The 22,723-nt window shown below is 58.9% G+C and carries 18 protein-coding genes, 1 tRNA gene and 1 pseudogene; 9 read left to right on the top strand and 11 right to left on the bottom strand.

Annotation, left to right across the window (positions count from 1 at the left end; genetic code table 11):
- The 3 genes and pseudogenes from BGP02_RS08340 to BGP02_RS08330 form a co-directional block, all read left to right on the top strand.
- Positions 1 to 182, top strand: a pseudogene (locus tag BGP02_RS08340) (hydrolase); the annotation flags it as partial.
- Positions 183 to 195: 13 nt separating this feature from the next.
- Positions 196 to 2,055, top strand: coding sequence for an amidohydrolase (locus BGP02_RS08335; RefSeq protein ID WP_286798358.1), 1,860 nt, complete (start codon positions 196 to 198; stop codon positions 2,053 to 2,055).
- A gap of 26 nt (positions 2,056 to 2,081) precedes the next feature.
- On the top strand, positions 2,082 to 2,363 hold the full coding sequence (locus tag BGP02_RS08330; protein ID WP_017231632.1) for a XapX domain-containing protein: 282 nt from the start codon (positions 2,082 to 2,084) through the stop codon (positions 2,361 to 2,363).
- Between the two features lie 109 nt (positions 2,364 to 2,472).
- Here the strand turns inward: BGP02_RS08330 and BGP02_RS08325 are convergent, their stop codons facing one another.
- The 3 genes from BGP02_RS08325 to speB form a co-directional block, all read right to left on the bottom strand.
- Positions 2,473 to 3,075 carry a hypothetical protein gene (locus tag BGP02_RS08325; RefSeq protein ID WP_286798357.1) on the bottom strand — a complete coding sequence of 201 codons (603 nt, stop codon included), beginning with the start codon at positions 3,073 to 3,075 and terminating at the stop codon, positions 2,473 to 2,475.
- Positions 3,076 to 3,364: 289 nt separating this feature from the next.
- The gene (gene tauA, locus BGP02_RS08320; RefSeq protein WP_286798356.1) at positions 3,365 to 4,399 is read right to left on the bottom strand and encodes a taurine ABC transporter substrate-binding protein; all 1,035 of its coding nucleotides are present in this window, start codon (positions 4,397 to 4,399) and stop codon (positions 3,365 to 3,367) included.
- Positions 4,400 to 4,478: 79 nt separating this feature from the next.
- A complete protein-coding gene (speB, locus tag BGP02_RS08315; RefSeq protein WP_286798355.1) occupies positions 4,479 to 5,453 on the bottom strand; it encodes an agmatinase in 975 nt (324 codons plus the stop codon).
- Positions 5,454 to 5,662: 209 nt separating this feature from the next.
- Here speB and BGP02_RS08310 point away from each other — a divergent pair, with 209 nt between their 5' ends.
- Positions 5,663 to 6,568: a LysR family transcriptional regulator gene (locus tag BGP02_RS08310; RefSeq protein ID WP_017231628.1), complete on the top strand. Its 906-nt coding sequence runs from the start codon at positions 5,663 to 5,665 to the stop codon at positions 6,566 to 6,568.
- A 530-nt stretch (positions 6,569 to 7,098) separates the two neighbouring features.
- Here BGP02_RS08310 and BGP02_RS08305 read toward each other — a convergent pair.
- The 4 genes from BGP02_RS08305 to BGP02_RS08290 all read right to left on the bottom strand — a co-directional run bounded on the left by BGP02_RS08305 (position 7,099) and on the right by BGP02_RS08290 (position 11,236).
- The gene (locus BGP02_RS08305; protein ID WP_286798354.1) at positions 7,099 to 7,866 is read right to left on the bottom strand and encodes a hypothetical protein; all 768 of its coding nucleotides are present in this window, start codon (positions 7,864 to 7,866) and stop codon (positions 7,099 to 7,101) included.
- The gene (locus BGP02_RS08300) at positions 7,859 to 8,725 is read right to left on the bottom strand and encodes a nucleotidyltransferase domain-containing protein (protein ID WP_286798353.1); all 867 of its coding nucleotides are present in this window, start codon (positions 8,723 to 8,725) and stop codon (positions 7,859 to 7,861) included. The genes BGP02_RS08305 and BGP02_RS08300 overlap by 8 nt, the downstream gene beginning before the upstream one ends.
- A gap of 509 nt (positions 8,726 to 9,234) precedes the next feature.
- Positions 9,235 to 10,365: a hypothetical protein gene (locus BGP02_RS08295; RefSeq protein ID WP_286798352.1), complete on the bottom strand. Its 1,131-nt coding sequence runs from the start codon at positions 10,363 to 10,365 to the stop codon at positions 9,235 to 9,237.
- Between the two features lie 703 nt (positions 10,366 to 11,068).
- Entirely contained in the window at positions 11,069 to 11,236 is a 168-nt protein-coding gene (locus BGP02_RS08290; protein WP_286798351.1) for a type II toxin-antitoxin system VapB family antitoxin, read from the bottom strand.
- A 265-nt stretch (positions 11,237 to 11,501) separates the two neighbouring features.
- Here BGP02_RS08290 and BGP02_RS08285 point away from each other — a divergent pair, with 265 nt between their 5' ends.
- The 5 genes from BGP02_RS08285 (at position 11,502) to BGP02_RS08265 (ending at position 17,669) form a co-directional block, all read left to right on the top strand.
- Positions 11,502 to 12,704, top strand: coding sequence for a Fic family protein (locus BGP02_RS08285; RefSeq protein WP_286798350.1), 1,203 nt, complete (start codon positions 11,502 to 11,504; stop codon positions 12,702 to 12,704).
- Positions 12,705 to 14,424: 1,720 nt separating this feature from the next.
- Positions 14,425 to 15,225, top strand: coding sequence for a rolling circle replication-associated protein (locus BGP02_RS08280; RefSeq protein ID WP_286798349.1), 801 nt, complete (start codon positions 14,425 to 14,427; stop codon positions 15,223 to 15,225).
- A 12-nt stretch (positions 15,226 to 15,237) separates the two neighbouring features.
- Complete coding sequence (locus BGP02_RS08275) at positions 15,238 to 15,483, top strand: DUF4224 domain-containing protein (protein ID WP_286798348.1); 246 nt, start codon at positions 15,238 to 15,240, stop codon at positions 15,481 to 15,483.
- Complete coding sequence (locus BGP02_RS08270; RefSeq protein ID WP_286798347.1) at positions 15,467 to 16,519, top strand: tyrosine-type recombinase/integrase; 1,053 nt, start codon at positions 15,467 to 15,469, stop codon at positions 16,517 to 16,519. The genes BGP02_RS08275 and BGP02_RS08270 overlap by 17 nt, the downstream gene beginning before the upstream one ends.
- 136 nt (positions 16,520 to 16,655) lie before the next feature.
- On the top strand, positions 16,656 to 17,669 hold the full coding sequence (locus tag BGP02_RS08265; protein ID WP_286798346.1) for a ParA family protein: 1,014 nt from the start codon (positions 16,656 to 16,658) through the stop codon (positions 17,667 to 17,669).
- A gap of 131 nt (positions 17,670 to 17,800) precedes the next feature.
- On the opposite strand, the gene BGP02_RS08260 is transcribed toward BGP02_RS08265, so the two are convergent.
- From BGP02_RS08260 to acs, 4 genes are all read right to left on the bottom strand, one after another.
- Positions 17,801 to 17,891, bottom strand: a tRNA-Ser gene (locus BGP02_RS08260).
- Positions 17,892 to 17,977: 86 nt separating this feature from the next.
- Positions 17,978 to 19,996 carry a sodium:solute symporter family protein gene (locus BGP02_RS08255; protein WP_026131791.1) on the bottom strand — a complete coding sequence of 673 codons (2,019 nt, stop codon included), beginning with the start codon at positions 19,994 to 19,996 and terminating at the stop codon, positions 17,978 to 17,980.
- Positions 19,993 to 20,490: a DUF4212 domain-containing protein gene (locus BGP02_RS08250; protein WP_286798345.1), complete on the bottom strand. Its 498-nt coding sequence runs from the start codon at positions 20,488 to 20,490 to the stop codon at positions 19,993 to 19,995. The genes BGP02_RS08255 and BGP02_RS08250 overlap by 4 nt, the downstream gene beginning before the upstream one ends.
- Positions 20,491 to 20,512: 22 nt before the next feature.
- Positions 20,513 to 22,495, bottom strand: a complete 1,983-nt coding sequence (gene acs / locus BGP02_RS08245) for an acetate--CoA ligase (protein WP_017233121.1) — start codon at positions 22,493 to 22,495, stop codon at positions 20,513 to 20,515.
- Positions 22,496 to 22,723: the final 228 nt, after the last annotated feature.

Genomic DNA, 22,723 nt, shown 5'->3' with positions numbered 1-22,723 from the left:
TGCTGCTCGAATGGCAACGAGATTGGGCACATCGCGACTCGTACGATGCCGTGATGAAGCTCGTCAAGGAGCATTCCGGTGCCTACGGTATGGGCGTCGACTACGCCTACACGATGGTCCACAAGGCGGCGCAGCGCACCGCAACGCCGCACGACGCCATCCCGGCCGTGCCCGCTCGCTGACAGGAGGGACGCCATGTCCGCCCCCACCCCCGATCTGATTCTCATCAACGGCAAGTTCGCCACGCTCGATCGCGCCAATCCGCAGGCGGATGCCGTGGCGCTCACCGGCGGGAAGTTCACTGCCGTGGGCACACGCGACGACGTGATGCGTCTGGCCGGCAGCGGCACCGAGGTCATCGACCTGCGGGGCCGCCGCGTCATCCCGGGACTGATCGACAGTCATATGCACATCATCCGGGGCGGTCTCAACTACAACATGGAACTGCGCTGGGACGGGGTTCGCTCGCTGGCCGACGCCATGCGCATGTTGAAGGCGCAAGTCGACCGTACGCCTGCGCCGCAATGGGTTCGGGTGGTGGGTGGGTTCACCGAGCATCAGTTCGCCGAGAGGCGTCTGCCGACGATCGACGAACTGAACGCCGTTGCCCCCGATACGCCAGTGTTCATCCTGCATCTGTATGACCGTGCGATTCTCAACGGCGCAGCCCTTCGTACGGTGGGCTATACGAAAGACACGCCCAACCCGCCGGGCGGGGAGATCGTGCGCGACGCGTCGGGCAATCCGACCGGGTTGCTGCTGGCCAAGCCGAACGCGACCATTTTGTATGCCACGCTCGCCAAGGGCCCGAAGCTGCCCCCGGACTATCAGAAGAACTCGACGCGCCACTTCATGCGCGAGGTCAACCGGCTCGGCGTGACGGGCGTGATCGACGCGGGCGGCGGGTTCCAGAACTACCCCGAGGACTACGACATCATCGAAGCGCTGCATCGCGAGGGACAGCTCACGGTGCGCCTCGCCTATAACCTGTTCACGCAGAAGCCCAAGGCCGAACTTGAGGATTTCAGTCAGTGGGTCAAGCAAGTCAGCCCCGGCCAGGGCGACGATCTCTATCGTCACAATGGCGCGGGCGAGATGCTCGTGTACACGGCCGCCGATTTCGAGGACTTTCGCGTCGAGCGGCCCGAGATGCCACTATCGATGGAAGGTGATCTCGAGCCGGTCGTGCGGCTGCTTGCGGAAAACCGCTGGCCGTGGCGTCTGCATGCCACCTATGACGAGACCATCTCCCGCGCGCTCGACGTCTATGAAAAGGTCGCGAAGGATGTGCCGTTCGACGGCCTGCATTGGTTCTTCGATCACGCCGAGACCATCAGCGATCGCAATATCGATCGCATCGCGGCCCTCGGCGGCGGCATTGCCGTGCAGCACCGGATGGCCTATCAAGGCGAGTACTTCGTGGAGCGCTATGGCGCGCGTGCGGCCGAAGCCACACCGCCGATCCGCCGCATGCTGGAGCGCGGCGTGAAGGTCGGCGCGGGGACGGACGCGACGCGGGTCGCCTCCTACAACCCGTGGGTCTCGCTTTACTGGCTCGTGACGGGCAAGACCGTGGGTGGGCTGCGCCTGTCCGCGCCGGGCAACCTGCTCGATCGCGACGATGCGCTGCGCCTTTGGACGGAAGCCAACGCATGGTTCTCGTCTGAGGTTGGCAAGAAGGGGCAGATCAAAGTGGGGCAACTCGGCGATCTGGCGGTGCTCTCCGACGACTACTTCAGCGTGCCTGAAGACGAAATCCAGGACATTACGTCGGTGCTTACGTTGCTGGGCGGAAAGGTTGTCTACGGCGACGGCGACTTCGGCGGCCATGCCCCGGAAATTCCGCCAGCCATGCCGGACTGGTCGCCGGCACGGCATGGCGTGGGCTACTCGCCTCGCCAACCGCAAGTGCTTAACGTGAGCGTGAGTTGTGCATGCGCGACGTCGTGCGGGGTACATGGTCATGCGCATGCGAGGGCGTGGTCGTCCAGTGTGCCGGCGTCTGACGAAAGCGGCTTCTGGGGTGCGCTCGGCTGCTCGTGCTGGGCGTTCTGATCGTTCGGACGGTTCGGAGAATCCTCATGAAGCTATATCTCGTATCGCTCGGCGTCGGCGTGCTCGTCGGCATCATTTACGGCGGTCTCGGCGTGCGTTCCCCGGCACCGCCGGCTGTCGCGCTCATCGGGCTGCTCGGCATGCTGATCGGCGAACAGGTCGTACCGCCGGTCAAGCGACTGCTCGCTGGCGAGCCGGTCAATCTCGTCTGGTTCCATCGCGAATGCGTGCCGAAGATCACCGGCTTGCCCGGGCCAGTGGCGCAACCGACGAAGGAAGCTGCCGAGAGCGACTCGCGCAAGGCTTGATCTGTCGTCGGAGAGGGATAGGTCGCTTGTTGGCGCCCGGCGGGTAACGAACCGCGCAACGCGGAGGGGTATCGTTTCCCACCGGGCACGTCAAAGGGAGTTCGGCGGCTTACATGCCTATTTCATACTGGCGAATCAACTCACGCACCCGATCCTTGTCCGCATCGGGGATACGATCCAGCCCGATGTATTCCCAGAATTCCTCCGCAGCGGCCATCCCCTCTTCACCGTCCGCGAGCAAACACGCCAGCGCATCCGCCCTACGGTTTGGCGGCAGCACGTCGATGCATAGCATCAGCGCATCCATCACGCGTTGCTTCCGGCTGCCTTTAAAGAAGCGGACACTGATGTCGTCGACGAATCGGCACCATGCTTCGGATTGACTGCCGGCGCTCGCCGCTTCCCCCCATTGACTCAGAAGTGTTTCGTTCTGCTTCAAAGGCTCGCGGAAAAACGCGAAGTCGACGGCCGGTTCCGGATCTGGCAAGTTCTCCAGGTTATTGACGGACAGAAGCGGCAGCGAGCGTTGTGAGGTGTCGTCACGCGTTCGTACCGCCAATGCCGCCATGGGCGAGCGGAGCCTTCCCGCCGCCTTGAGTCCAACAGCCCGGAGATCTGCGATGAAACGCTCACTCGGGCGATCCAAAGGCCGGTGCTCGGTGCTGGGCACCATCGGTAAGGTGCTGATCGTTGCGGCGCCTACATGATTCATGGACAACCTCCGTGGGTGGTGGGAGATTGCATCCTGCCATCGCCTTGGCGCCACACTTTTCCATACGAGCGGCGGGCTTGCAGTTCTGGCGAACACGCGGCGACCCGATGACAGTCCGCACAATCCCCGAGCCCCCCGCCATGGACCGGTCATTGACTCGATTCGAGAAATCGCGCCACGCCACCGTCGCTTGTTCGCGTGTGTGATTGCTTGCGACGTGAGGCTCCGGCGCGCGACCCGACATCGTGGGCGATTAGCGCACCGGGCCGCGTTGCGACGCCTTAATCGTTCATTTCGGCGTCAGGCTGGATGCCGCCTCGGGATACCGGACCGCCACCGCACCCCGATAGTCGGACTTCACGACATCGATCTTCTTCTGCTGGAGCAGAAACTCGGCCGTCGACTTCAGCGTTTGTGCCGCACCGCCCTTCTCCCCGCACCCAAGCCACTGACATGAGACCTGCTCCGCCAACGTCGGATACTTGTACAGTGCCATTTCTTCTGCCGCGTCGTTGGCATTGCCACCGAGCCCGCGCAGCACTGCCGCCATATTCTTCGAACCGGCCCCCCATGCGTCGGGGTGCTCTATGAAGTCTCGATTCGTCGCGTTCAGCACCGCAATGAACTTGGCCATGAATTCAGGATTGCCGGCCCCGAACGTCTTCGTCACGGCCATGCCCTCAAACGTGCAACGGCCCAGCGCGCATATCTGCCCTGCCGTGATCAATGGCTTTCCGGTGGGCCGGATCCGGCCGAGCGCCGGCCCCCAGATGAAGGCAGCGTCGACGTCGCCTCGCTCCCATGCGGCGGCGGCCTGCGTCGGCGTCATATTGACCAGCTTCACCTGCTGGGTGATGCCCCATTTGTCGAGCATGTACATCAACTGGTAATGGCTTGTGCTGGCCACCGGCACCGCGATGGTTTTGCCCACCAGGTCCTTGGGCGATTGGATGTTCGCCGCGTTACGCACCATGAGCGCCTCGGCGTTGGCGATGTCCTCCAGAATCCAGAACAACTGAATGTCCATTCCGCGGCTGGCTGCCGCCGCCAGCGGGCTCGATCCCAGCACACCGATGTCGATGCTGCCAGACGCCATTGCACTCATCACCGCCGCGCCGGAATCGAACTTCTTCCAGTGGATCTGGTAGCCGGTCGCCTTTTCAAACGCGCCATTCACCATCGCCGCAATCCAGGGGCTGTAGGTCGTCTGATACGCCACGTTGACGACCTTCTCGGCTGCGCGGGCCGGAGCCAATGCGACACCACATGCCAACAGAAACACACCGCATACGAACGAACCGACGATTTTTGTCAGGTATTTCATTTCTTTTCTCCCAATTCGGCGTCGCGAGACAGGACTGGCGAGCATCGTGCCCGCTCCCGCCCCACGACCGCCACCGCGGTCAAAGTGATTTTCGGCCGCGAATACTGTCCGCGAGCACACAGAGAATCTCGAACATCAGCGTCGCCCCCACCAGCGCGGTATTGCCGCTCGGGTCGAACGGCGGAGAGACTTCCACGACGTCTCCGCCGATCAGGTTCAATCCTTGGAGCCCGCGAATCATGCGCTGCGCGTCGAGGGTCGTCAGGCCGCCAATTTCCGGCGTTCCGGTGCCTGGGGCGTACACCGGATCCAGGGCGTCGACATCAAAAGTGACGTAGGTTGCACCGTCGCCGACAACTCGCCGTGCTTCGGCAATGACCCCCTCGACGCCCAACGCGCGGCATTCCTCGATATCAATCACGCGAATGCCCTGTCGTTCACCCCAGTCGTTCTCGCTGTCGTTGTACAACGCGCCCCGAATGCCGATTTGTACCGTGCGCTTGGGATCGAGCAAGCCCTCCTCGATGGCGCGCCGAAACGGCGTGCCGTGGGTGTAGGCGTTATCGCCGAAATATCGATTCCACGTGTCTGTATGCGCATCGAAGTGCACCATGCCCACAGGCCGGTGCTTAGCCACGGCGCGCAAGATCGGCAGCGTCACCAGATGATCGCCGCCGACGGACAGCGGCGCGATGCCGGCATTGCAGACCGCATCGTAAAACGCCGCAATACGCCCAAGGGAATCCATGAGGTCGACCGGGTTCACCGGGGTGTCGCCCAGATCGGCACAATTGCAAAGCTCGAAGGGGTTGATGCCGCTCGCCCGATTGACATTGCGCACCATCGTCGAAAGATCGCGCACCTGGCGCGGCCCATGGCGCGCCCCTGGCCGATTGGTGGTGCCACCGTCCCAAGGCACACCGATCAGGCCGACATCCACGGCGCGAATGCTTTCGTCGTCAAGACCGACATAAGGCAACCGCATGAGTGTCGCCAATCCCGAAAACCGAGGCATGACGGTACCGGTAATGGGTGCGAATTTATTTTCTTTCATAGACAATTCCTGGGTGGCAAGGGGTGTCTCGGACTGGATCGCCCGACGCGCACTGGTAAGCGGCACCGAGCGATGCGTGAAGCGAGTGTGTCCGTTGCGCACGTCCTATGGAATCCCGATTGTTCGAACTTTAGTTTGGTATTTTCCGAAGCATTACCGCCACCCTTGCGTGCCGATCCCTCGTTTGCCTGGCCCATGAGTCCATCGTCATGATCAAAGTAACTGACTTCGATCTGCGTCTGCTGCGTATATTCAAAACAGTGTCGGACTGCGGCGGCTTCTCGGCGGCGGAGTCTGCGCTGAACATGAACCTGTCGACCATCAGTACGCATATGGCCGACCTGGAAGCACGCCTGGGCATTCGCCTTTGCGAGCGCGGGCGCCGTGGCTTCCGGCTGACGGAAGAGGGCCACTCACTTTATCGAGCCGCTGAGCGGCTGCTCGAGTCTGTCGAGGTGTTCCGCACGGACATTGGGGAAATACGCGGTCAGATCAGCGGCGAGTTGGCGATTGGCGTCGTCGACAATACGATTACCGATGCGCAATCGCACATTGCACGCGCCATCGGCATGCTCAAGCAACAAAGTCGAGATCTGGAGATCAGATTGGAGATCAAGTCGCCCAGGGAAATCGAGGCCGGGGTGTTGGAGAGAAAGCTTCATCTCGGCATCGGACCGTTTCGAGATACGCAACCGGGCCTGATCTATGAGCCGCTGTATCGAGAGGAAATTCAGCTTTATTGCGGCGCGGGGCATCCGCTCTTCGCACTGGCGCCCGATGACGTTGACATGCAGAGCCTGAGTGGTCTCGACTATGTCGCGCGGGGATATTTACGGGAGACGAAAGAGTTCGGCATCCTCACGAACCTCAAGGTCGGCGCGAGCGTTTTCCACATGGAGGCCGTCGCCACGCTCATTCTTTCGGGAAAGTTTGTCGGCTACCTGCCCACGCACTACGCGCAGCATTGGATCCGGCAAGACCTGATGCGGTCATTACGCCCGGATCACCTTACCCACCACGCCGAGTTTCGACTCATTACCCGAAAGGACCGCGAGACGACTGTCGCCGCACGGGCATTCCTGGATGCGTTGCGCGGCGGAGCAAATGGCAAGTGAAGATGGCGCAGTTCACACACCATGACGGTGATGTTGCTGTCTGGCGCACGTTGAATCACGGCGTCGGGCATATGAGCCGCCAACGTACAAAGGGCTTCCACTCGGGAAGCCCTTTGTTTATCCGTGGCGGAGAGAGGGGGATTCGAACCCCCGATAGGCTATTAACCTTGGCTAGGGGTGGCTGGGAGGCTTATCTGGCAAGGGATTGCGGGTGGGGCGTTTACTATTTTGGGGTGTTACGCGAAGAGGGTAAGTGTTTGATTTTTATGGTGGGGAAATTTGGGTAATAGTAGGGGGCGTGGCAGCCAATTGGGGCGAAAGGGACGGCATTGCGATGGCGGTATTCGACCCGGTGCGGTCTGTCGCACGACAACCACGACCGTTCAACCTTGGAGCAACATGACATGCTCACTGATGAGACTGCGGTCTTGGTCTTCTGCTCTTCGGGCGCTGGCACATTGCGGGGCAACAATTATACACCGTGATTCATAACGTTCGTTTTTAAAAACGCGACGCAACCACTAGTGAAGTCAGATCCCAAGTGTGTGCCGTATGCTGTCCCACTCTCCTGATAGTTGAGCATTGCACTTTTTAAAAATACGATCGGACAAGGTGATTCCCGCTAACGCCTTTCCTGATTCATAGAGATTTAATCCTTCGACGGCCTTAGCTGTGAACGTGGGCTCAGGCGGTGAATCGACGAAAAGGTTATAAAGGCGGCTAAAACTTGCCTCACAGCGAATTCTGAACCATTCCAAACGCAGATATCGAACGATTATTTGCTCTCCAAACACCGTGGCTGCGGCGGCGGACGCGAACGCCAAATCGTCCTCTCTCATCATCAAGATAAATATGAGGACGCCCGCAGTTGCTCGGACGCGTTCCATTGCACACATTGCCTTCGCCACCTCCTTGCTGAAGAAAGAATTCTCAAGCAATGTAGCAGCAAGGCGCCTGTTGCCGTGAGGGAGAGGATTGTTGTAATAGCCGACTGTTATCTCGTGGGAGAGTGGGACGCCGTAGCTCTGCGACAGCAGGTCTGCCGCCCGCGCCGTGAGTGCCCTTGGTTGCCAATACAACCGAACCGCCATGCTCAAAAGAAAAGCTGTCACGACCGTGGTTACCAAACCCATCTGCAGTAAGTCGTATGCGCGATGATATTCGTTCCGATCAGTCACAATAAGTGCGACCGACGCAACCGTGGTCACCCAAAAGAGCACATCGCAAGCACGTTCGCCCCATTCCACCGGGCGATAGTACTTTTCACGAATCGGGTCGTGTCGTTGGACGTTAGCCATATGTTGGGAACTCATTTCCGAAAATTCTGTACCATTTGTTAATTGCGTCTTCGTTCATTCCTAAATACCCGCTCACCCACGCAGCGTTTGATTGATCTTTTGCCAATTTAAGCTTGGCGTTAAGATTGAGGCGATCGCTGATCGTAATATATTCGTCTATCCGATCGCCTTCGTAATAAAATGGCATCAAGATACTGTCCGATATATCCTTAAAGAACATGCACATTGCCCACGGGAGGTCGGTGAGCTTCGTGCTGTCGAGTGTCGCCAGTGCCAAGGTCTCAATATGGAAGCTACGGAGTAGGTCGCCGTGCTTCCAGTTCCAGTGCTTTACAAACTTAATTACGCGGCGGAAATTGGCGCCTAAGTCGGTCGCGGCGGCTTCTATCTTTCCAGCGTGAGCTTGCGGCATTGAGCGTATCCATGTCTCGGTATTCATATCTGGAACGTTAAGAAAAAGCGAGTCCGCGTACCGCATCCCATCGTGACTCGTGAAGAAAACTGGGACGACATCGACGTCGGGAAATGATGCATAAGTCAGCGTCACCGCTTGGCCGTTCCGCCTGACTCCCGGCTTCGCTGCGAGCGCTATGCGCATGTCTTGAAGCACTTGGGACGGACGTTTTCCCTCGCAGTGCTTCTGATAATGCAGGACCACGAAAATATCTAAATCGGCGTGGTTCATTAAGGCGGTATACTTTGGAATCGAACCGCCCGCAAATGCGTCCACGACGTGGAACCTATTCCCAAGCAAATTGAAGATGTGGTCGCGGCGGGCAGATGCCAAGGCGCGGAAATCACCCGAAAGGTTGATGTTGTCGTAGTACTGCGTGAATGCTGCGTCGACCGTGTACGCCACGTTTCCCCCTCAATGCTTTAGTTTTTATCCGATAGCGAATGTAACCGTTCACGAAGCCTATTGCAAAGTCGTAACGACCAGTGAGGGCGCAATAGGGCTATATGCTCGATTGTGTCGTAGGCAAATTGAAAGAATACAAGGTCTGCGCATCATCTCGATCGTCTAATGTGGGCTTGGAAGCGGGCGTTACCGAATTCGATGTGAAGGGCCGAAACTGGCCGACTTCCGTCTGACGTGATTGGCGCATCTCGACCCCATGCCGTCCTTCAACTTAGGAGCCTCCGGCGGCCGATGAGGGAGACATACCCGCAGTTGCTTGGAACGACGCGTGCACTGGTGAATCGGCCGAGGCTACCAGTCCGACAGGACGGCTTCCTCGTCCTGCATTTCGTACATTCTCTGCTGGCACCATGGAGCATGGAGCCCAACTAGCGTCGTGCCGCCTTGGTCATGGGGAATCTGGCGGACTTTGGCCTCCACCGCCGCGCCGAAATCGGACAAGCAGCTCCTTAGTGTCGCTTTTGTGGCAAAACATCAGGCCAAAATCGACGTATGTAGGCCTTGGCGCATTCGTCTTCGAATTCCTGGGGGAAGTCGGTTCGCTTGTATTGCTCAGCGAACTGGGTAACCCCCATCAGCTCAATTCGATGACTCTTGTAGTGAACAAGCATGAACACGGGATCCGTTGTGATGGGCTTAGGTGCATTGTCCGAAAGTAGGACGGTCGTAGTCTTTCCACCGTAAAGCCTGATAAGGCCAATGATTGCGTACCGTCCAGCCCTAGATTTGCTAGAGCATATGGAAATAACATGGCGATCAGAAGGCACGATGTCAAACGTATCGTGATCAAATTGACCGATCCGTACTGGTGGGCTTCCCTTAACAATCCCATTTTTTATGCGATTGAACGAAAAATGCCTAACGTAGTGTTCACCAAAAAAATAGATCAGAAAATTCATCGCAATCTTTGCGTATGTACGCTGATAGTGATCTATGTTGACAGTTAAACTCGCTTGGATAACAGGGTTTTTCACATCGCGATAATTTTGCTCATCGGGAAGCTTGGCGCCTATTGCTGCCCAGCGTACTTGTCCCAATAGAGAGCAAATGTCATTTTCCGGTTCGGCACGCAAGACAAGCTGGCCGGTAGATTTCCGAAAGAATCTAGGAACCGGGTGTCCGTCACTCCCTTTATTGCCATTGAGCGGCTCTAGCCATATGCCGGTTTTAGGGGGTTTCTTATCAGTTCTCTTCTCGACCACAACATATCGACTGCCGTCCCAGGAAAGCTCATCGATCGAATACTCGAAACCATCTGCAATTGGAACCTTGCGTATTACGGAAGCCTGCTCGGCGGCGAGGACACTTTTCACTGATTCGATAAATGCCAGTGGCTTCCCCTTTTCTTCGCCAGTGAAGCCCACGTTTCCATTCGCGTGCAATACGAACTGAGACAGCACAGAAGTTCCCCCCCGGGGTTGAAGCTCGGCCTCCGCGATCGTTCCGTCATCGAATAGGACGGTAGTCATTCTGGTATCTAATCGCGGCTGCGAAACCTTGCTTCCCCTTCGCCGACCATGTTCCTGCATGAATACGCGTGCCAATGCATGCGGCGAGGCTCGCATGAAGCTCGCTTCCATCTTGGAGAACCGAAGCTCATTGCAGACCTTGCATACAAGTTCTCGCAAGAGGAACGTACTGTCATCCCCTCCCAAGCCGGCCGGGAAGAGGTGTTCATCCGAGAATGGGCCGTGACAGTTACAGTAGATACACGTCTGGAGTGTCATTACGCGGAGTGTCGAGAAGCGGCGAAGCGCCTCGAAGGTTTGGCGACCAAAGTACCGGTGGTTGGACTTCAGGCGGGAACTTCGCCGGATGCTAGTTGCATCTGTGCTTATTGGGTCACCGCGAAGCGTATCAAAACGTCGGCAACAAGACCATCCCGCTCCCGCAGGTAAGGCTTGCTGCCTTCTGCGGTCGGTCAGACGCAATGCCGCGAGGGCTGAATGCCACTGGTTATTGCGCCGCCGGACTACCCGTCTTATCGCCTGCTAGAGGCCAGTGGCGATCAAACGGTTGTTCCTGTGAGAGACGCGCCAGTGAAGGCTATCTTCCTATCCACGGCGGTTCGTGAATGAACAGCAGCCATTCGCCGACCGAAGGGCACTGACGGAGATTGGCCGATAGGCGACGATCACATCCGGTCACACTATTGGGAGGAGCGACGCCCTCCCAGGCCAAGTGATCGCTATAGCAGCAATTGCTGCCCTCGGCATACCACGCACTCCGAGAGCAACGCCAAGTGTCGGGATCTCATTTCAAGCGTGACGGACGGGCAAGCGCTTAGGTATCGCGCTGAGCTATCTCCATCGGCTCCTCGCCACTTGAATGTACCTTCCTTTCGATCAATGCTCCGAGGGCCTCATTGATCAATGCCGTCGTGCATTGAAGGCCTGCGAGCGCCTTAGCCTTCGCGAGTAGTTCGTCGTCAAGGGTGAGAGATGTGAGCATTCGACACCTCCAAGAACGTGGCACGAGCGACCGTTCGGGGGCTAGCACGGCCTCGTGGGCTCGGGGGAGCAGCAGAACCGCTCAAGGAACCCTACGAACAACCCTACATTCGTCCACACACAAAAATAAAAAAAGCTATAATCCACAAATAGTTACAATATTTTCAACCCTCCAAAGAACCCTACATTTATCCCTCCAGAAAACTGTACAAACCTGGGCGGATAGGTAAGCTCTTGCGGGGAAAGCCAACGCAAAGAAAGGTCCCATGGTTACTGTCGTCTCGATCCAGCCCCTCTTCCCGGAAGACCGAGTGCTTGACGGTTCGCTCGAACTGGCGGCCTCTCTGTCCGAAAGAGCCCGCGAGTTACAGGCCGACGGGAAAGGCCCGGTCGCCGACGCCCTTGTTCCGCTCCTTCGGAACATGAACTCCTACTACACGAACAAGATCGAGGGACAACACACCACTCCCGCCAAGATTCAGCAGGCTCTCGAGCAGCACTACTCGTTGGACACAGAAGAGCACAAGAAGCAGTTGATGGCCACGGCGCACATTCACGCCGAGGAGCAGTTGGAAAAGCAATGGAAAGATGTAAGCGCCAGCGAAATGTTCAACGCGGAGCGCGTGCGCACCATTCACCGGCTGTTCTTCGAAGCGCTGCCTGAAAAATTCCGACTCACGAACGAAGGCGACCTTATCCGACCTGGCGAATTCAGAGAGAAGGATGTCACCGTTGGCAAGCACATGGCGCCCCCCGTAGATCTCATACCCCAGTTAATGGAGGAATGGGAGAAGCGCTACTCCCGCATCAAGGCCTCTGAGTACCAACTGATTGCGACGGCTTGCTCACATCATCGCCTCGCGTGGATCCACCCGTTCATCGACGGCAATGGTCGCGTCTGCCGCTTGCATTCGCATTTGACGCTACACGCATCAGGATTGACCGACGGCCTTTGGTCTCCGTTACGCGGATTTGCCCGTACCCACGACGAGTACTACGCTCGCCTCGCCGCAGCGGACATGTCTCGACGCAACGACCTGGACGGAAGAGGCAACCTGTCGCAGGAAGAGCTAGTCAAGTTCATCAACTACTTTCTCAACTGCTGTCTGGATCAGGTCAACTTCATGTTGAAAATGATGGAGTTCGGCGGATTCACGGCACGGCTACGCGACCTGCTCTACCACCTCGACGCAAACCCGTGGCAGATAGGTTCCGACAAATCGGTTATCCGACCTGAGAAGTCGGCCCTAGCCCTCGAATTCATCGCTCGTTCCCGACCGCTTTCGCGGGCGGAATTCGCACAGATTCTCGGAGAGAGCGATGCGACTGCGAGGCGCATTACCCGGAGCCTTTTGGATTTCGGGATTCTGCGCTCTGACTCACATCGGGATGATCTTTCCTTCGCTCTGCCGCTAAAGAGCTTGAGATTTTTGTTTCCGAAGCTCTGGCCCGAAGTGGATTCCGAGTAAACACCCCCGTCATTCGATAGATTCCGTTCCCGTGCGGGAACGAAATGCTGAAATTGCACCGCTTTAACGGCTTTCGTTCCCGAGCGGATACGAAACAGTGTCTTTGGATGCGGTTGAAGCAATCGCCGCATACACATGAGTGGGGGCTCCGTTTCGTGCCACACCTTGTTCAGACCTCCCCCGTCAACCAAGAAGAGTCCCGATTAGGACATCGGAGTGTTCCGAATCGAAAAGAGTCACCTAGAATGGGACTCGGAACGCGTGGTGCCAATATCGTCGGATCGCTAATCTTGTCCCCGTCGCGCCCCAAACGCGACCGGGTTTAGCGACCCGAATGATGATATCCAGGGCACACAGCCGCAGCCGTTGCGGCTTTCGTGTGCGAGTTGCTACGCGCATCCTTTCTATGGGTGGGCCTGGATTGGGACACCTTCGGGTGTGCCGCCTAAGCCTGGATCATCAGCGGTTCGCTAACCTAGTCCAGTGCCCGCCCACCCCTGCGCAATGCAGTGGGTGGCGGGGCCCGCAAGTTGGCTAGAACGAGGCACTCGCATGACTTCCTATTTCCCGGCAGGTCCATTAGTCCACGCTTCCGTGGATAGACTCAACACCCTCTCAGAACGCATCCTCGCTCTCGCGATGTGCTCAACGACAGACGCAGGCAGAGAGATCCCTCACAGATTTCTACTCGCAATCTTCGAAGAACTCGGCGAAATGGCCGGAGAACTTGTCAGCGAATGCCACAGGCTGAAAACGAGTCTTCTGGCCGCATAGCCTCGACCTCAGCGTCCCCACCTCTGCCTCCGGCATGGCCCCCCGCATGTTTCGGCTGTTCTCATAGCATCGCGCTGCACACATCGCGGCTCGCTGCTTCAATCTCAAGCCAGGCCATTCGCCATGCAAGCCACCATCTTCCCCATTGCCACGCCAATCGGAATTTCCCCATATACGCTGATTTCGCGTGCTGCTTTAATACCCAGACATTCCCGCCGCGTATACATGCGCGGCCTACGTTTGTACCGTTGTATTCAGTGCATAGAAGCATGGGTTCGCACTGGCCCATATTATTTCCGGCGACAAATGCCGGATTTACATCGGCGCTCAGATGCGTACGCTGGGGCAGTTTTACGAGAGCTCGGCCAATCCCTAATGCGGGCAGTAACCTTCGTCGTGCTGCGGCCATCATCCAAAAAATTTCCTATCTCACCCGGCAGGTAACACAGTCGTAACCCAACCTCACCGTTGGTTCGTGCATTGATGTTTGTACTTCCGCTCACCGGTCGTCTTCAGGACGTCCAGCGTCGGGAGTGTCAGCGCCTTACCCGGAGAGAGGGTTGCGTATGCGTGCCTGCGGAGTCCGGGCGGTTATCGCGCGGCTCAGCGCGGCTTGCGTGACCGAGCAGCGGGTCTCACCTCGTGCGCTCGCCACAACCTCATATCCATGCATTCCGGCTCTCATGCCGAACCTTTCTGCGTCCAACGCTGCGACATCGCTCGTCTTGAACGTGAAGGGTTACGGACAAAAAGTTGGGAAGCGCTGCGAGCGACCGCCGCCCGCAGGGGCGAGGACGGCGGGCGCGCGAAGCGCGCCCTTAGACTTGTATTAATAACACTTAACGTACAAGTCATCGGAATCGCAGGCCAGATCAGGCACGACAAGAACACCACCCCCGAGCGCTCAATGCAAGGGGCACCCTGATCAGAGAAATAGAGGTTTGCGATGAATGACGCCCCGTTAATGGATTATTCGCCGTTCCGCCGTGAGTGGATCGTCCGTAGACGCGTCTTCGAGGATGGCCAAGTGGAGGCCTCTGCGACGCGTTTTGACCGGTACATGAAGGCGCAATCCCTTCATCTCGTGCCTAAGGCAAAGCGCGGCGAATCGAAGGACGACGAGACGAGCATGCTGAGCGCAGCGAAACGCGCAAGGCAACAAGTGCGACTGCGCTGCAAGGCGATTGGCGCCGACCGCATGATCACGCTTACGTACCGAGAAAACGTGCTCGACAAAGAGAAGATCAAGCGCGATTTCGACTCGCTGCGACGCCTCCTGGGCCGCGTCCAGAGCTTCCAATACGTCGCCGTTCCTGAGCGACAGAAGCGAGGGGCATGGCATTTGCACATTGCCGTCAAAGGGCGGCAGAACTATCGCGTCCTTCGAGCGCTGTGGCTCCGTGTCGTTGGAGAAGGTAACGGCAACATTGACGTGCGCAACCCAAATCGCGAGGTTGGCCTTCGTCATAAGATCGCGTCCTACATCGGGAAATACATCGTCAAAAATTTCGATGAGCACAAGCTCAATGAAAAGCGGTACTGGGCAAGTCGGGGGATCAAGGTTCCGGAAGCGGAGACTATTGCGCACTTTCTCGAAGACGAAGCTCACGATGCCATTGTTGCCGCGTACAACTCCGCAACTGAGACCGGCGTATCGCTCGAAGGTCACCAGTTTTACTGGAACGAGGACGCGGGATATTTCTGGCTCGCAACACGAGAGCGACGTGACTCCGACGGCAAGGCGTAAGGAGGTACATCGATGAGAAATCCGACCTCGATGTTTCTCGAACCGGATGAGCTGGTGACGCTAACCGGACGCACCCAGAATCGCGCTCAGGCACGGGCGCTGCGCATGATGGGCATCGAGCACCGTGTGAGGCCAAACGGCACGATTGTGGTGTTGAGTGAGCACGTCGCAGTGGTGCTTGGCGCGCAAGCGGCCGTAGCCGCCCGTGATGTCTCCTTCGAGCCAGACTGGAGGGCGATGAATGCCGCGAAAGCGTGATGCCCGCAACAAGGGCTTACCGACGCGCTGGCGGCATGTCAGCGGCGCGTATTACTACCAAGTTCCACCCGGCCTCGAATCGATGTGGGACGGCAAGCAGACATTCCGGCTCGGATCGTCGCTTCCCGAGGCATATCGAGTGTGGTCGGATCGGCTTGCCGATCTGGAAAACGTGCGAACCATCGACAAGTTGCTTGAGCGCTATGCTCGCGAGGTTTTGCCCACCAAGGCGGTAACGACGCAGGCGCAAAACACGTCGGCGTTGAAATCGCTTAAGCCGGTTTTCGGACGCATGCCGCTCAACGGCATCAAGCCTCGGCACGTCTATCAGTACATCGATAAGCGCGAGGCGAAGGTGGCCGCGCGCCGTGAGGTCGAGGTGCTATCGCACGCGCTGACGAAGGCTGTCGAGTGGGGGTACATCGACAGGCATCCTTTCAAAGGTGAGTTGCGCCTAGCTAGCGTTCCGCCAAGGACTCGGTACGTCGAAGACTGGGAGATCGTCGAATGCTTCTCGCTAACGTCGAAGCGGAAAGCTGGCAGTGTCCTCGCGGTGCATGCCTACATCCGCGTCAAGCTGCTCACGGGATTGCGTCGCGGGGATCTGTTGCGGCTTCGTCTCGATGACCTGCACGAGGACGGAATCCACGTCATGCCAGCCAAGACGGCGAACAGCACTCGCAAGCGGTTGATCATCGAGTGGACGGACGCGTTGCGGGGGGCCGTCGAGGAAGCGAAGACCGTCAGGCCATCGCAAACGTCCGAGTGGCTGTTCTGCACTCAACAAGGCGAGAGCTTTCTGAACGAGAACACCGGCAGGGCCGGCTCATGGGACTCGATGTGGCAAGGATTTATGCGGCGGGTGTTGGCAGAAACAAAGGTCGAAGTCCGGTTCACGGAACATGATCTTCGTGCCAAGTGCGCCAGTGATGCCGAGACACTTGAGCATGCCCAAACGCTTCTTGCACACGCAGACAGCCGCCTGACCGCGCGGGTCTATCGTCGCAAGCCCGAGAGGGTTAAACCTCTTCGATAGCGGGGCACAGCGATTTCCCCGTGGCGCTCCCTTAAAACCAATGGGCCGTTTAGACGATAATTATGCGCGAATACGATTCGTGCAATAGAATGATTGCGGGGTTAGCATTTATTTTTAATCCGCAGGAGATGGCTCAATGATTATTGGGATTTTTAACAACAAAGGTGGAGTCGGCAAAACGACCTACCTTTACCACGTGGCGCACGAGGTCGCGAGCAGAGGAAAGAAAGTGCTGCTTGTCGATGCGGATCCGCAGTGCAACCTGACCGCGTACTGCCTCACTGACAGCGCAATAGAGCAAGCTTGGACGCAGGAGCACGGGAATAGCCTGTTTCTCGGGATTCAACCGCTGCACGAGAGTATGGGGGATATACGCGCTCCCGAGCCAGTGCAATTCAATCCGGGGTATCCGAACCTCTTTCTTATCCCCGGAGATCCCGCACTAAGTGACTTTGAAGACACTCTCGGTGATACATGGAACCGGGCTCGAGGCGGTTCGGTTTCGGATCTTCGCAAGCAGACAGGTATCTTTCGATTTATCAAAGCTGCTGCCGAGAAAGTTGGGGCAGAGATTACGTTCTTGGATTTGGGACCCAATCTTGGTCCATTAAACCGAACGGCGTTGACTTCGTGCGATTGCTTTCTTGTCCCCGTTTCACCTGACCTTTTTTCCATCCGAGGCACCCAAAACCTTGGTCGCAAGTTGAAAGGGTGGAGGAACGAGTGGGATATCATCCGCGCGGCTGGCGCTGACTCCGGGATTGACATGCCATACGGTGCCCCCAAGTTCGTGGGATACGTTCGCCAGCAGCACAACACGCGCAACAATGAAGAGGGAATGACTCGTGGATGGCAAATCTTCGGCGCCAGGGTTTCCGAAGCAGTACGTCAGAACATCATTGGGCTTCTGGAGCCACTTGACCAAGTGGTAAATTGGCAAGGCGGTGGGCACGATCTCGGGAGCATCCCAAACCTTCACAGTCTCGTTCCATACTCGCAGGAGGCCCGCAAACCAATTTTCGATTGCAACGGGGCGGACGGGCTGCGAGGCGCTCACCTAGCCAAGGCAAAAGAAACGCGTGAGCTGTTCGATCATATGACGGCCGCCATTCTTGGGCTCGAGAAATGGCACCGTGCGCGCGTCACGTAACGCAAATTGTTGAGCGCGGCACCACAAGCCAGAGCGCGTCAAACCGCTCCGCTAGGGCCTCCGAATAGTAAACATCCGCCCTATAGTAAACGCACAAAGGGCTCCCCATTGGGAAGCCCTTTGTTTATCTGTGGCGGAGAGAGGGGGATTCGAACCCCCGATAGGCTATTAACCTATACACGCTTTCCAGGCGTGCGACTTAAACCGCTCATCCATCTCTCCTGAAGGTCGCGAATTATAGCAGATCATCGGCAACATCCCATACCCTTTCGCACGAACCCCGCCAAAAATGCTTCCGCCACGCATCGTTACGGGCGGCGAAGATGGTCCACCAGATGTCGATCGCGCTCGCTCGGACGCCCACCCAGCAAGCTGAATAGGATCGCCACCGCAAACCCCGCCGGCACCCCGAACGCCCCCGCCGAAATCGGATCCACCCCCCACCAGCGCGCCCCGACAAACCCCGTCAAACGCGTGAAGAACGGATACGTCGTCACAATGTAATACACACACACCAGCAACCCACTCACCATTCCCGCCGTCGCCCCCAGCCGTGTCGTACGCTTCCAAAACACCCCCAGCACCAACGCCGGGAATAAGCACGACGCCGCCAACGAAAACGCCGCCCCCACCAGGAACAAAATGTTCCCCAGGTTCAGCGACGTCACATACGACGCAAACATCGCCACGCACAACAACAAGATCTTCGACGTCGTCACCCGCTTCTGGCTCGACGCATTGCGATCCACCATGTGAAAGTAGACGTCGTGCGACAACGCGTTCGCAATCGTCAACAGCAACCCGTCCGCCGTCGACAACACCGCCGCCAACGCCCCCGCCGCCACCAACCCCGAAATGACGTACGGTAGTCCCGCAATCTCCGGCCCCGCCAACACCAGCATGTCCGGCTGCATCCATATCTCGCCCCACTGCACCACGCCGTCGCGATAGACATCCGAGATATCGAGCTGCACCGGCGTCGCATGCCGCCACTGCATCACCCACCCCGGCAGATTCTCATAACGCGCCCCCACCAGATGCAACAGCACGTCGTACTTGAGCATCACCGCCAGCGCCGGCGCACTCACATACAGCAGTGCCACGAAGAACAGCGTCCACCCCACGGAACTACGCGCGCCCTGCACCGTCGCCGTCGTCCCATACCGCGTCAAGATGTGCGGCAAGCTCGCCGTGCCGATCATCAGGCACACCATCAGCAACAGAAAGTTCAAGCGCTGCGCGTTGCGCGTAGCGTCGTCGTGCGCCGGGAACGGCTCCGTCATCGCGTGCTGCGGCTCACTGCGCTCCACATACTGATTGCGCATCTCCAGCCAACGGTTCTGCGCCTCGCCGACGTCGCGCGGGAACGCCTCCAGCTTCGCTTCCAGCACCTTCACGTCGCGCAACGGCCCGTTGCGACGCTTCGTATCCAGCAACTGCCGCTCCAGCTCCGCACGCTCACCATAAAAGCTGTCCGGTAAGCCGTCCAACCGACGCTGCATCTGCTCCGCCTGCTCACGGTAGTAATCACGCACCTCACGCTCAGGCACCGACTGCTGTATCTGGCGCTCCAGCGCCTCGACTTTCGCCAACGCCGTGCCATAGCTGAATTGCGGAAACCAACCGTTACCCGTCTGATGGCCGATCATGGCCGTCGGCACCAGAAATGCCGTGATCATGATGATGTACTGCGCCACCTGCGTCCACGTCACGGCGCGCATGCCCCCCAGGAACGAGCACACGAGAATGCCCGCCAACCCAAAGAAAATGCCAATGGTGAATTCCACACCGATGAATCTCGACGCGATCAGTCCCACGCCTTGAATCTGGGCCACCAGATAGACGAATGAACACAGAATCGTTGAGAACACTCCCAACGCCCGAACCACGTTGCTGTCGTAGCGCGTGCCAAGAAAGTCCGGCACCGTGTAGCGCCCCATCTTGCGCAAATACGGCGCAAGCAGGAACGCCACCAGACAGTACCCGCCGGTCCATCCCATGACGTACGCAAGGCCATCGTAGCCCGACACGTAAAGCGACCCCGCCAACCCCATGAACGACGCCGCGCTCATCCAGTCCGCCGCGCATGCCATGCCATTGAACACCGGCGGCACACGACGCCCCGCAACGTAGTACTCGGCAGCGTCCGACGTCCTAGAGATCAGGCCAATTACGGCGTAAACGGCAATCGTCACGAACAGGAACGCGTAGCCGATCCACACGCCCGGGCCGTTGACCCGCTCGAGCAGCCCCATCATCAACACGAACGCCAGGAAGCCCGCCGTGTAATAGAGGTAGTAGCGCAGCATTCTGCGCGTGAAACTCATCGGGACGTCGGCGCCGACGCGACGCGAGAGGGAGCGAGAGTGGAAGCGCTTCGCGATGCCGCAGACGCCGCAGCGTTGTTCATCCCGTCGCTATCCAGGCCGAGACTTTCGCGATGCGCATCGCGCAACGCGTTTAGCTCACGATGGTAGCGCGCGTCATTGCGCCGTTGCAGCCACGCGTAGGCTACGATCAGGCCGATGTCGACCAGAATCGAACCCTGGGCGCCCATATAGAACGGCAGCGGCCACCCGGCAAATCGCGTCTCGGCCCACTCGCGCGCCCAGAACTGCGGCACGAATGTCACCACGAAGCCGATCGCCATGAGCACGGCCACCCAACGCAATGTCCTGCGCCAGTGGCGCGCCGCAATGCCGGCGGCTGCCCCATGCCAGTCGACATCGGGCAGCGAGCCACCGGCAGCAAGCCCCGGCGGCCGGCTGACGCCCACCGGGTCAGCCTTGCCGGCCGAGCCGGTCTGCGAGCGATTTGCCATAGCCCCGCCGCGGAACCCGCGCTTACTGCGCCTGCTTGAGCTGCTCCAGAATGGCCGGATTCTCTAGCGTAGACGTGTCCTGCGTAATCTCCTCACCCTTGGCAATCACGCGAAGCAAACGGCGCATGATCTTGCCCGAACGAGTCTTCGGCAGGTTGTCGCCAAAGCGAATGTCCTTCGGCTTGGCGATCGGCCCGATCTCCTTGCCCACCCAATTACGCAGTTCAACGGCCAGTTGCTTGGCTTCGTCGCCCGTCGGGCGCGAACGCTTGAGCACCACGAACGCCACGATCGCCTCGCCCGTGGTGTCGTCGGGGCGCCCCACGACCGCCGCTTCGGCCACGAGAGGATTGGCGACAAGCGCCGACTCGATTTCCATCGTGCCCATGCGGTGACCCGAGACGTTCAGCACGTCGTCGATACGGCCCATGATCGTGAAGTAGCCCGTCTTGGCGTCGCGAATCGAGCCATCCCCCGCCAGATAGATCTTGCCGCCCAACTCCGACGGGAAGTAGCTCGACTTGTAACGCTCCGGATCGCCCCAGATCGTACGAATCATCGCCGGCCACGGACGCTTGATCACCAGCATGCCGCCCTGACCGTTGGGCACGTCCTGCCCGGTTTCGTCGACGATGGCCACCGCAACGCCCGGCAGACCCAGCGTGCACGACCCCGGCACCAGCGGCGTGGCACCCGGCAGCGGCGTAATCACGTGTCCGCCCGTCTCCGTCTGCCACCACGTGTCGACGATCGGGCAACGCCCGCCGCCAACGTTTTCGTAGTACCACATCCACGCCTCCGGATTGATCGGCTCGCCGACCGACCCGAGAATGCGCAGCGACGACAGGTCGTACTGTTTCGGATGCACCGCGGGTGTCTGCTCGGCCGCCTTGATCAACGAACGGATCGCCGTCGGCGCTGTATAGAACACGGTCACCTTGTGACGCCCGATCATCTCCCAGAACCGCCCCGCATTCGGGTACGTGGGCACGCCTTCGAACACGATCTGCGTCGCGCCCACCGCCAACGGACCATAAGCGATGTACGTGTGACCAGTGATCCAGCCAATGTCGGCCGTGCACCAGAAAACGTCGTCGGGCTTGATGTCGAAGGTCCACTGCATGGTGAGCGACGCCCACAGCAGATAGCCACCGGTGCTGTGCTGCACACCCTTCGGCTTGCCCGTCGAGCCCGACGTATAGAGGATGAAAAGCGGATGCTCCGCGCTGACCCACTCCGGTTCGCACTGATCCGATTGACCGGCGACGAGATCTTGCAGCACTTCGTCACGACCTGGGTGCATCGTCACATTGCCGCCCGTGCGACGGTAGACAATCACGGACTTCACATGGTCGCAGCCGCCCATCGCGAGCGCTTCGTCGACGATGGCCTTCAAGGGCAGCGCCTTGCCGCCCCGCATCTGCTCGTCGGCAGTGACGATCGCCACCGCCCCGGCGTCGATCACGCGCTCGTTGAGCGACTTGGCCGAGAAGCCGCCGAAGACGACCGAATGCGTCGCGCCGATACGCGCGCACGCCTGCATGGCGACCACGCCTTCGATCGACATCGGCATATAGATGACCACACGGTCGCCCTTCTTCACCCCCTTGGCCTTGAGCGCATTGGCGAAGCGGCTCACACGCGCGAGCAGGTCGCGATAGGTGACCGGGGTCACCGTGCCATCGTCTGCCTCGAACAGAATGGCCGTCTTCTCGCCCAGGCCCGCTTCAATCTGGCGATCCAGACAGTTATAGGAAGCGTTGATCTGACCGTCGGCGAACCACGTGTAGAACGGCGCGTTGGTCTCGTCGAGGACTTGCGTGAACGGCTTGTGCCAGGCCAGATTTTCGCGCGCCTGGCGCGCCCAGAATCCCTCGTAATCCTTGTCGGCCTCGGCGCACAGCGCCTCATAGGCGGGCATGCCGGAGATCTTCGCTTGGGCGACGAGCGCCTGCGGCGGCGCGAAGACGCGCTGCTCCTGCAATACCGATTCGATTGCTGCCATGAGTTGTCCCCTCTTATAGATATGCAAAAACCATTGCAATCAAGCCCAAACAGATCGCTAACGTCACATTAAGACGAGCGACTTACTAACGCCTTACACTGGCGCACGCGACATCGTCGCGCCGCGCGCGGGACTCGCGCGAACGCGCACCCGTAGGGCGTCAGACTGTGGCGAATTCGCTACAATCCTACCCGCATCCCCCCCGACTCGCCACCCCGGACTCGCACG

Source organism: Pandoraea sp. 64-18, from assembly GCF_001899225.1.
GTDB lineage: Bacteria > Pseudomonadota > Gammaproteobacteria > Burkholderiales > Burkholderiaceae > Pandoraea > Pandoraea cepalis.
This window is presented reverse-complemented; position numbering and strand designations above follow the sequence as displayed.

Bases quoted from the DNA above. Each gene is read 5' to 3' on its own strand.
- BGP02_RS08335 (WP_286798358.1), top strand. From the start codon at position 196: ATGTCCGCCCCCACCCCCGATCTGATTCTCATCAACGGCAAGTTCGCC.
- BGP02_RS08330 (WP_017231632.1), top strand. From the start codon at position 2,082: ATGAAGCTATATCTCGTATCGCTCGGCGTCGGCGTGCTCGTCGGCATC.
- BGP02_RS08325 (WP_286798357.1), bottom strand. From the start codon at position 3,075: ATGAATCATGTAGGCGCCGCAACGATCAGCACCTTACCGATGGTGCCC.
- tauA (WP_286798356.1), bottom strand. From the start codon at position 4,399: ATGAAATACCTGACAAAAATCGTCGGTTCGTTCGTATGCGGTGTGTTT.
- speB (WP_286798355.1), bottom strand. From the start codon at position 5,453: ATGAAAGAAAATAAATTCGCACCCATTACCGGTACCGTCATGCCTCGG.
- BGP02_RS08310 (WP_017231628.1), top strand. From the start codon at position 5,663: ATGATCAAAGTAACTGACTTCGATCTGCGTCTGCTGCGTATATTCAAA.
- BGP02_RS08305 (WP_286798354.1), bottom strand. From the start codon at position 7,866: ATGGCTAACGTCCAACGACACGACCCGATTCGTGAAAAGTACTATCGC.
- BGP02_RS08295 (WP_286798352.1), bottom strand. From the start codon at position 10,365: ATGGAAGCGAGCTTCATGCGAGCCTCGCCGCATGCATTGGCACGCGTA.
- BGP02_RS08290 (WP_286798351.1), bottom strand. From the start codon at position 11,236: ATGCTCACATCTCTCACCCTTGACGACGAACTACTCGCGAAGGCTAAG.
- BGP02_RS08285 (WP_286798350.1), top strand. From the start codon at position 11,502: ATGGTTACTGTCGTCTCGATCCAGCCCCTCTTCCCGGAAGACCGAGTG.
- BGP02_RS08280 (WP_286798349.1), top strand. From the start codon at position 14,425: ATGAATGACGCCCCGTTAATGGATTATTCGCCGTTCCGCCGTGAGTGG.
- BGP02_RS08275 (WP_286798348.1), top strand. From the start codon at position 15,238: ATGAGAAATCCGACCTCGATGTTTCTCGAACCGGATGAGCTGGTGACG.
- BGP02_RS08270 (WP_286798347.1), top strand. From the start codon at position 15,467: ATGCCGCGAAAGCGTGATGCCCGCAACAAGGGCTTACCGACGCGCTGG.
- BGP02_RS08265 (WP_286798346.1), top strand. From the start codon at position 16,656: ATGATTATTGGGATTTTTAACAACAAAGGTGGAGTCGGCAAAACGACC.
- BGP02_RS08255 (WP_026131791.1), bottom strand. From the start codon at position 19,996: ATGAGTTTCACGCGCAGAATGCTGCGCTACTACCTCTATTACACGGCG.
- BGP02_RS08250 (WP_286798345.1), bottom strand. From the start codon at position 20,490: ATGGCAAATCGCTCGCAGACCGGCTCGGCCGGCAAGGCTGACCCGGTG.
- acs (WP_017233121.1), bottom strand. From the start codon at position 22,495: ATGGCAGCAATCGAATCGGTATTGCAGGAGCAGCGCGTCTTCGCGCCG.